6 protein-coding genes and 1 pseudogene are annotated in these 8,930 nt (G+C 54.1%); 5 read left to right on the forward strand and 2 right to left on the reverse strand.

Features of this window, described 5'->3' with window-relative positions:
* Together FE784_RS40060 and FE784_RS40065 are read right to left on the reverse strand one after the other, a co-directional pair.
* A pseudogene (locus FE784_RS40060) lies at positions 1-249 on the reverse strand (chromosome condensation regulator); the annotation flags it as partial.
* Positions 250-453: 204 nt separating this feature from the next.
* Complete coding sequence (locus FE784_RS40065) at positions 454-1,194, reverse strand: MerR family transcriptional regulator (RefSeq protein ID WP_139607896.1); 741 nt, start codon at positions 1,192-1,194, stop codon at positions 454-456.
* A gap of 1,105 nt (positions 1,195-2,299) precedes the next feature.
* Between FE784_RS40065 and FE784_RS40070 the strand changes: the two genes are divergently transcribed.
* The 5 genes from FE784_RS40070 to FE784_RS40090 form a co-directional block, all read left to right on the forward strand.
* On the forward strand, positions 2,300-2,968 hold the full coding sequence (locus FE784_RS40070) for an ABC transporter ATP-binding protein (RefSeq protein ID WP_139607897.1): 669 nt from the start codon (positions 2,300-2,302) through the stop codon (positions 2,966-2,968).
* Positions 2,969-3,302: 334 nt separating this feature from the next.
* Positions 3,303-5,318, forward strand: a complete 2,016-nt coding sequence (locus FE784_RS40075; RefSeq protein WP_139607898.1) for a right-handed parallel beta-helix repeat-containing protein — start codon at positions 3,303-3,305, stop codon at positions 5,316-5,318.
* A gap of 49 nt (positions 5,319-5,367) precedes the next feature.
* Positions 5,368-6,363 carry a hydroxyacid dehydrogenase gene (locus tag FE784_RS40080; protein ID WP_139607899.1) on the forward strand — a complete coding sequence of 332 codons (996 nt, stop codon included), beginning with the start codon at positions 5,368-5,370 and terminating at the stop codon, positions 6,361-6,363.
* Positions 6,364-6,400: 37 nt separating this feature from the next.
* Complete coding sequence (locus FE784_RS40085) at positions 6,401-7,726, forward strand: ABC transporter substrate-binding protein (protein WP_176706872.1); 1,326 nt, start codon at positions 6,401-6,403, stop codon at positions 7,724-7,726.
* 145 nt (positions 7,727-7,871) lie between these two features.
* A partial coding sequence (locus FE784_RS40090; RefSeq protein WP_139607901.1) for an extracellular solute-binding protein occupies positions 7,872-8,930 on the forward strand: 1,059 nt, incomplete at its 3' end.

The following is an 8,930-nucleotide window of genomic DNA, read 5'->3' on the forward strand; positions in this document are numbered from 1 at the left end:
ATTGCATTGGCCTTCATTATTTCGACCCACAGCAACCACCGCGCCATCCGATTTAAGCCCGACGGTACGACGCCAACCCGCCGCAACCGCCACCATATCACGCCAGCCGCTTACATCGCATTGGTCATGCTTATTCCAACCCACAGCCGCAACCGTGCCGTCCGATTTAAGCCCGACGGTATGACGATAACCCGCCGCTATGGTATCTTGGGGCCACCGTTTCACCTTTAACGCCGGAACGATTTGCACATGGTTTCCCCCTTTAAAAAACTACATCGATTCAATAAACGCTCCTCATGAAATCAATATGGAGGTTTCGTTCTTTTCTTACTTCCTCCAGATTTTTAAGATACATGACATTGATTAACGTTATTGCATAGTCTGAAGCTATCCATGCATGTCTTTGATGATTTTCCATCACCCATAACGCTATCTTTCTTTTTCTCCATCCTCTCACCTTCCCGTGTCTGTTCGATTCCTCATTAACTCGCCAAGATAACCCATTAACTCCTCCGCATGATGTTCAGCCTCGGTAAGGGAAGACAACGGCTCGTCATCCGAATCCTCCTTTTCTCCCGATACGTTCCCCTCCATTCTCTTCTTGATTGTTTCCAGTTTTTTCAGCATCTTGCCAATACACTGCGTGCCGTAGTTTTCCTGCCTCAATGCTTTAATGATCCTAAGCTGCTTTCTTTCATCCTCCCCGTAAACCCGATAGCCATTCATGCTTCGAGGTACTTCAAGAAGTCCATTTCTCTCCCAGTTGATGATGACGTTTACGGACACGCCGAGCAGGTTGGCTGTTTTATTCCTATTCCATGAAACATTCTTGTCTTGCCTTGAATCACTTCTTACGATTTCCTGGATGGCCTTCATAACTTGAAGCTCATTATTCTTTTCATTCTGTATATGCGCCAAATACTCCCCGGCCAGCTCCAAAGCCTGTCCCAGATCCCCCTGGGCAGCGCTTCTTATGATCGTTTGAATTTCAAACTTCATAACCCATTTCAATGGTTCGGTTCTTAAGGCCATTCTTACCAGCTTCATCTGTTCCAGATGGGTATCGGTGTAAACCCTGTAGCCCTTTTTCGTTCTTTCAACGGGTGGAAGGTAGCCCCATTTCTCGTAGAGCATAACCGTGTTCGGATGAATTCCTATGATTCCGACGATTTCAGAAGTACGGTAGGTTCGCATGGACCATCACCTCTTGTACCCAATTGCATAACCCATTATAGCATGCGGGAAAAACCTTGGTGCGACAGTGGAGGGTTTGGCTATTTCGATGGCCGCCACTCCAACACGGATTACAATAGCTGACTCAAGCGCCGCTGAAGGGTTGCTTTCGACACTGACTTCGATCCAGTTGGATCGTGAGGACCTATGTTCTTGAGACGATAGCTTTTTTATATTGCGGATCCGGAAATGAAACTGGCGACGGTTGAGATTATGTATTGCCTTCTACCGGAAACACGGTCATAAAAAATCCTCCTCACGATATTCTGAGGAAGATTATCTCATGACGTTTGAGGTTTGTAGGTGGGAAGAGTTTGAAGCTTACTTCACAAAGAGTTGCCCAAAAGCCGCACAAAAACGCAATCGGGCATTCGTGACTTTATTGCTCCGTAGGTTCTTACAACTGTAAAGTTTTCATGCGAGTATAGTACAACTGTGAATCGTCACGAGATGCGGACTGTGGCGGAACAGCCAGTTCCGTTAACCGATGAGATGAGGAACGATAAGTTCCTCTATCCTATGAAATCCGCGATAAAAAGGCGGAAACGGAACGATTAGTTCCTTTATTTCAACAAATTCAAGGAGAAACAGCCTTACCATCCGGAATAGAGGAACTAATCGTTCCGCAAAGCCCGAGTTCGGCTGCCTGCCGGGGAATAGAGGAACTAATCGTTCCGCAAAGCCCGAATTCGGCTGCCTGCCGGGGAATAGAGGAACTAATCGTTCCGCAAAGCCCGAATTCGGGGGCCAACCCAGGAATAGCGGAACTGAAGCTTCCGCCTTCCACGCCAAGCGGAATTAAAATATCCGCTTGCCAAGCATTAGCCGAACTAGCGCTTCCCTCCGGCACATTTCAGAGGGGATTCCCTTGCAGCTTCAGGCAGGTTGTTCCCGAGTTTCACGGATGCAATCGACCTGCAGGTTGTTGAGGCTTAGGAGTCGAAACTCGCTTACAAAGTAACTTCCGCAGTTCCTTCTTCCAGATGAATTCGGCCGATAGACAGCTGACGGTTTCGTTCAACATATGCAGCTTTCGCGAATAGGTTATACGAACGGGGGGATCGTGATGAGCTTAATCCATATGGAAAGCGTCAGCAAATCTTATGCATTGGGCGGCGAAACCGTCAAAGCGCTTGACGATATTTCGCTCGATATCGGAAAAGGGGAATTTGTGGCCATCATGGGCCCGTCCGGCTCGGGCAAATCGACGCTTATGAACGTGCTCGGCTGCCTGGATGTGTCGGACATCGGCGTATATGCGTTGGACGGGAAGCCGATACGTTGCATGAGCGAAAACGAGCTTGCCGAAATCCGCAACCGGAAAATCGGCTTCGTCTTCCAAAGCTTCAACCTGCTGCCGCGGCTAAACGCTTACGAAAACGTGGAGCTGCCGCTCCTTTACCGGGGGATCAAGAGAAGGGACAGAGAGGTACTGGTCGACAAAGCGTTGTCGGCGGTCGGCCTGTTGAACCGAAAAGGGCATCGTCCGGCGCAGCTGTCGGGCGGACAGCAGCAGCGCGTCGCCATAGCGAGAGCATTGGCGGGCGACCCGCCGATTTTGTTGGCGGATGAACCGACGGGCTCGCTCGATACGAATACCGGAATCGAAATTTTGCACCTGCTGAAGCAATTGAACGAGCAGGGCAGGACGATCATTTTGATTACTCACGATTTGTCGGTCGCGCTGCAGGCGCAGCGAATCATTCATATTTTGGACGGGAAGATCGTGAACTGATCGGCTGCGTCCAAAAGTATAGGTAATCCATCATCCCGATCTGCCGGTATGGCGAAGAGGGACTTTTTTTGTTCTGGTTGGTTTACAAATTTATATTATAAATAGTAAATCACAAATGAGTTCCGTTTTGGGGAAATGATATTGTTTGCGTTATTTCGTCTTGATTTTTATTGACAAAATCAAATAATCGACCTACTATTAATTACGAAAAGGGAAATACTGTAAACCACAATTTATAAATAATTATAAACCAGAAAACGATTGGAGGCGTACATCGGACCATTGAAACGTCAGCGGTATATTCCCTTTTCAATTTGAGACGGAGGGCGAAGCGATGAACGACGATTGGCAAATCAATCGAAGGAAATTGCTTGCGGCAATCGGAACGACAGGAAGCGCTGCCTTGTTATTTCAGGCTCTTCATGGCGGCGGGGGCGGGTTCGGAGGCGTAGTGCAAGCGGTTTACGGGGGAGGAGGCGGTGCGGGTTTGGAAAAGCATATCGGAGTAGACTCGATAGAAGCTTTGCGTGAGGTCGACCGTACGAAAGCGACGAAAGCTTATGCAGCCGGTTACTACATACCGGGGGATGGCGGCGGAGGGCTTTACGCGCTGGATGCGGGGGACGCGGCAAGTCCGGACAACGGCGGAACCGTGATCGTAGCCTCGGACGGAGGACGATGGAAATTGTGCGCGACGGGCATCGTTTCCGTCAAGCAATTCGGGGCGAAAGGCAACGGAACGTCGGACGACGGGGCCAATATCCAAGCGGCTGTAAGCGCACTGGGCGGAAAGAGATTGTTTTTTCCGAAAGGAGCATACATCGCGGCCTCGATTACGATCGCAAGCTCGATCGACTGGGTCGGAGAAGGTCCGGAATCGGTGATCCGGCAAAAGGAGCTGTCCAACCGGAATTTTATTCAAGTCGGCGGGATCGGGACGCAAGTCTCCTTATTCGATCTGACGATCGACCAGAACAGCCAGCAGCAGACGTACGGGCAAGGGAAGTTTGCGCTCAACTGTACGGCGGTCGGTCAGGGAATATCGCGTCCGGCCATTCTGCATACGGAACGCGTCCATATGACGAATACTTGCGAAGGCGCGATTCGTTTTCTGGGCGACAGAACGGAAACGAACAGGGAAATGCTTCGCGTCGTTCGCTGTCGGTTTACGAACGGTTCGGAAAGCCGGTCGAGTCCGGCGTACAACACATTCACGCTCTATATAGCCGATGCGGCCACGGCCGCGATAGAAGGCTGTCACTTCGAGCATACGCCCTCGGAATCGGGCGAAGGCATTCCGGCCATATCGGTTGCCGGAACGAACGTTTCGTCGGTGGAATATTCGAAGCTTTCCATTACCGACAATTATTTCAGCGGGTATGGCCGGTTTACGAACGGCAGCGGTATCGGCGTTATCGATTTATATATTTGGTCCCGCAATGTCGTTTTGACCGGCAACCGGCTGGAAAACAGTCACGTAGCTCCGATTCGGGGGAAGGTGAACGCCGATAACCTGGTCGTCTCCGGCAATGTGATCCATGGCGTCACCCAGCATATTCCTTCGAGCGCTTCCGGAATCAGCCTGGTGCCCGCGACGGTCGGGCCGGTCGCGGGGCGTTACGTGATTACGGATAACATCGTCAAAGGCAGCGGGTTCAGAGGCATCGAGATTACAGGGACGGCGGACAACAAGCCCGAACTGGTGGAAGTGTCGGGCAATATGATCGACACCGCAGCGGACATCGGAATTTATGTGGGGAATGTCAAGCATTTCACGATCGCGAACAATATGATCTCCGATACGGGCGGCAGCGGCATTACTTACGCCCTGTGCGAAGGGAACGGCAAAATCGCCGACAATTTGATCAAAGCTGCCGGAAGCACGGGGATCGGGTACGTAGGCGTGCAAAAGAGCTTGTGCCTGTCCATTGCGGGGAACATGATCGAATCGCCCGCCAGCCAAGGAATCGCCGCCGAAAATATCGGCGAGCTGCTGCTGCATGGCAATATCGTGAAAAATGTGGCGAGCGTAAACGGCACGCAGAGAGCTTTCCGCATCGGGGGAACGTCCGCGGTCGATATCGCCAGCGTCAAAAACAATGTCGTGAGCGGAACGGTCGCAAGCGGACCCGTAACGTACACGGGGGCGGGCGTGACGGCGCTTCAAGAGGAAGGGAACAGTTGGAACGGCGCCGTAAAATACGGCTCTGCAGCGCCGACGACGGGGACGTATGCGCAAGGGGATATCGTGTACAATACGACGCCGGTTCCCGGAGGCGGCATCGGTTGGGTCTGCACGTCGGCGGGATCGCCCGGAGCATGGAAAGCATTCGGAACGATAGAGGAGTGACCGGCTCCGGCTATTCATTTGCGCTACAAAACGATTCGGAGGAGAAACCGTGGAGAGAAAAATAGCTTTACTGATGGATCGGGAAAACTTGGATACGCTTTTTGACGAGGCGCACAGAGAGCGGCTGACCCGGCTCGGCAGCGTCGTGAACGTAACGGAACCGGGTGCGCTTACGCCGGAACGGAGCGCGGCTCTTATCGAGGCTGCCGACATCGCCGTTACTTCATGGGGATGTCCGCCGCTGGACGAAGCGATTTTGGAGCGGGCTCCCGCTTTGCGGCTCATTATGCATGCGGCGGGAACGGTGAAGCGGATCGTGACGCCCGAGGTGGTCAGCCGGGGAATATGCGTCAGCAGCGCGAATACCGCTTTGGGGCGAAGGGTCGCCGAAACCGCGCTCGGACTGACGATCGTATCGCTGAAAAACATTTGGCAGCTTGCGCGGGATACCCGCGAAGGAGAATGGGGGCGCAACCGGCCAAAGGTAAAGGAATTGTACGGCGTTACGATCGGCGTCATCGGCGCGGGCCAATCGGGCGGACACTACATCGAGCTTATGCGCCGCTTCCAGGTCCGCCTTCTTGTCTGCGATCCGGCGCTGACCGAAGAGCAGATCCGGGGGATGGGGGCGATCAAGGCGGACCTGGAGCAATTGATGCGGGAGTCCGACGTCGTATCCGTCCATGCGCCGGCGATTCCGGCTACCGACAAAATGATCAACGGCCCGCTGCTGCAGTTGATGAAGGACGACGCGATCCTGATCAATACGGCCCGGGGATCGCTCGTCGACGAAGCGGCTTTGGTCGCGGAGCTGGGCAAAGGACGGCTCTGGGCTTGCCTGGATGTGACGAATCCGGAGCCTCCCGCCCCCGACCATCCGTTCCGCACGCTGCCCAACGTGACCTTGATTCCGCATATCGCCGGAGTGGTGACGAATGGCCTGCGCAGCTTGGGGGAGTTTACGGTCGCCGAATTGGAAGCGTTCTCCGAAGGCCGTCCGCTGATCGGGACGGTGCAGCTCGCCCGGCTGAGCACGTTGGCTTGACGACTATTTTTCGATATCGAACATGGGAGGGTCCCCGATGAACAAAAGAAGCATATTCGCGATTGCCCCGGTTTGTCTTCTCGGGCTTGCGATTACGGCGTGCGGCGGAAACGAAACGGCAGGCTCCGAAGAGAAGACGGAGACGAAGCCCGCAGAACCGAAGAAGGAGCCGTTTACGCTGACGATTTTTACCGAAGGGGTCAAGCCGGAAGAATTTGACGCCAGATTCAGGGGACGGCTGGAGAAGAAGTTTCCCCATATTACGTTTCAATACCAAATGTCGGGTACGGGAGTAACGATCAACGATTTGGTGGCGCAGAAGAAAATACCGGATATTATGCGAATCGACGTTCCCGGCATGAAGGCGAAATATTTGGATTTGGGGCTTGCTTACGGTTTGGATTCGCTTGTGAAAACGGGCAAGTACGATTTGAAGCGATTCGATCCCGTGTTCATTCAGGAGATGGTGAATGCGGGGCGCACGGGCGAGCTTTACGGGCTGCCGGTCCCTCCTTATTTTCCGCTGGTGCTGTATTACAACAAAACGTTGTTCGATCAGTTCGGGGTGCCCTATCCGAAAGACGGCATGAGCTGGGACGACATCTACGAGCTGGCGAAAAAAATGACCCGCAGCGAAGGCGGCGCGGTATACCGGGGGTTCAGCGCCAGCGTCACGGCGATGCTCCGCGACAACCCGTATTCGCTGCCCATACTCGATCCTTCGGGCGACCAGCTGGCCGATCCGGAGAAATGGAAGGCGATGTTCCAAAATTTGAAACGGTTCTACGATATTCCGAACAACGCGATGGAGAAAAACGCCACCGAGGAAATCAACGCCTTCGGCAAAGGGAAGGTGGCGATGATGGGCAACCAGCACAATATTTATTTGACGATTCCGCCGGAAATCAACTGGGATATCGTGTCTTATCCGACGCTGGAAGGCGCCCCCAAGCTGATGGGGCAGCGCGGTCCCGCCTATTGGGCCATCACGCGGCAGAGCGAGCATAAGGAAGAAGCGTTCCAAGTCATTGCGGAGATGTTGGCCGACGATGTTCAGCTGGCCGATTCGAAGAACGGAATTCCGACGACGCTGGTCGACCCGGAGATCAAGAAAGCGCTCGGCCAAACCCACCCGCTGTACAGCCAGAAAAACATGAAAGCGGTCCATACTTACCCGCCGACCGCGCCTACTCCGAAGCGGAAGGCCGAGTTGACCGACGTTTTGGGCCGGACGCAGGAAGCGATCATTTTCGAGGCGTTCCAGAAGCTCGCGAACAATGAAGCAGATCTCAATACGGCGCTGCGGCAGGCGGACGAACGGTTGAAGCAGGAAGTCGCCCTGGAGAAAAGCAAGGGCAAGTAGGTCCGCCCGGACGGCGTGCTAAGGACCGCGACGGGAGCGGAAACGACAGGGCAGGCATAGTCTGGCGAGCAGACGCCTCCCTTGTCATTACCGCGCTCATCGTGTATTTTGATTGTATCGAATTTATACGAAGTGGTGGGGTTGGATGGAGGAGCAGTCGGGCCGGAAACATTTCCGCGAACGGATGGAGAGCATGGTTCGCGAGATTCGGGACGAAATCGTGACCGGGAAGCTGAAAGACGGACAGTTTCTGCCTTCGGAGAAGGCGTACGCCAAGGCGTACAAGCTGAGCAACAAATCGGTGCGCCAGGGGCTCGATATCCTGGTCTCCGAACGGCTGGTGGAGAAAATTCCGCGAGTCGGCAACAAGATCGTACGCAGGGCGGCCGAGGTCCAGACTACGTTAAGGTTCGGCTATTACCCGTCGCTGCTCGAGCAAGCCGCGCTAGAAACATTGATCGAGCAATTCCATAATCGTCATCCGAACATACAAGTCCAGCTCGTCCCGCTGCCTTCCGCCCATACGTCGCAAGCTTTGAAGCCTTTATTGGCCGACGGCGGCATCGACCTGCTCACGATGAGCGCATCCGGCTTCGCCGACTTCGCGGAGAACGGCGATCTGGAGGAGCTCGAGACGCTGGAGCCGGAGCCGCATATTTACCGGTTTTTGACGGAGGCGATGAGTCATGACGGGCGGCTGAAGATGCAGCCGTTCATTTTCTCGCCGTTGATCCTATGCTACAACCGCAGCCATTTCCGGAAAAAGGACGTGCCGGAGCCGGACAGCGGCTGGAGGTGGGACGATTTGTTCGAGTATGCCGCCCTGCTGAACGAGGAAAAGGAGCGGGTCGGTTTTTATTTTCACTTCCCGTCGTACAATCGTTGGCCGGTGTTTTTGCTGCAAAGCGGCGTGACGTTCCGCCGGGACGAGGAAGGAAGCATGAAGCTTGGGGGGACCTCGCTTCTGGACGGCTTGCGGCTGTGTCAGCGATTGATCGCCAGCCAGAACAATTTCCCGCTGCTATTGTCCGAGCAAGAGGCGGATGCGGAGAAGCTGTTTTTCGCCGGCAAAGTTTCGATGATCATGACCACCTACTTCAGCCTCCATGCTTACCGGCAGCAGCCTTCGGTGAAATATGACATCGCCCCGCTGCCTTACGGCAACGAAAATCGGACTTTGCTGCTCGCCATCGGTCTGGCTGTC

It is taken from the genome of Paenibacillus hemerocallicola, assembly GCF_006265175.1.
In the GTDB taxonomy this organism is placed as follows: Bacteria; Bacillota; Bacilli; order Paenibacillales; family NBRC-103111; genus Paenibacillus_AB; species Paenibacillus_AB hemerocallicola.

Excerpts from the sequence above, each read along its gene's own strand:
- FE784_RS40065 (WP_139607896.1), bottom strand. The coding sequence starts at position 1,194 with ATGCGAACCTACCGTACTTCTGAAATCGTCGGAATCATAGGAATTCAT.
- FE784_RS40070 (WP_139607897.1), top strand. The coding sequence starts at position 2,300 with ATGAGCTTAATCCATATGGAAAGCGTCAGCAAATCTTATGCATTGGGC.
- FE784_RS40075 (WP_139607898.1), top strand. The coding sequence starts at position 3,303 with ATGAACGACGATTGGCAAATCAATCGAAGGAAATTGCTTGCGGCAATC.
- FE784_RS40085 (WP_176706872.1), top strand. The coding sequence starts at position 6,401 with ATGAACAAAAGAAGCATATTCGCGATTGCCCCGGTTTGTCTTCTCGGG.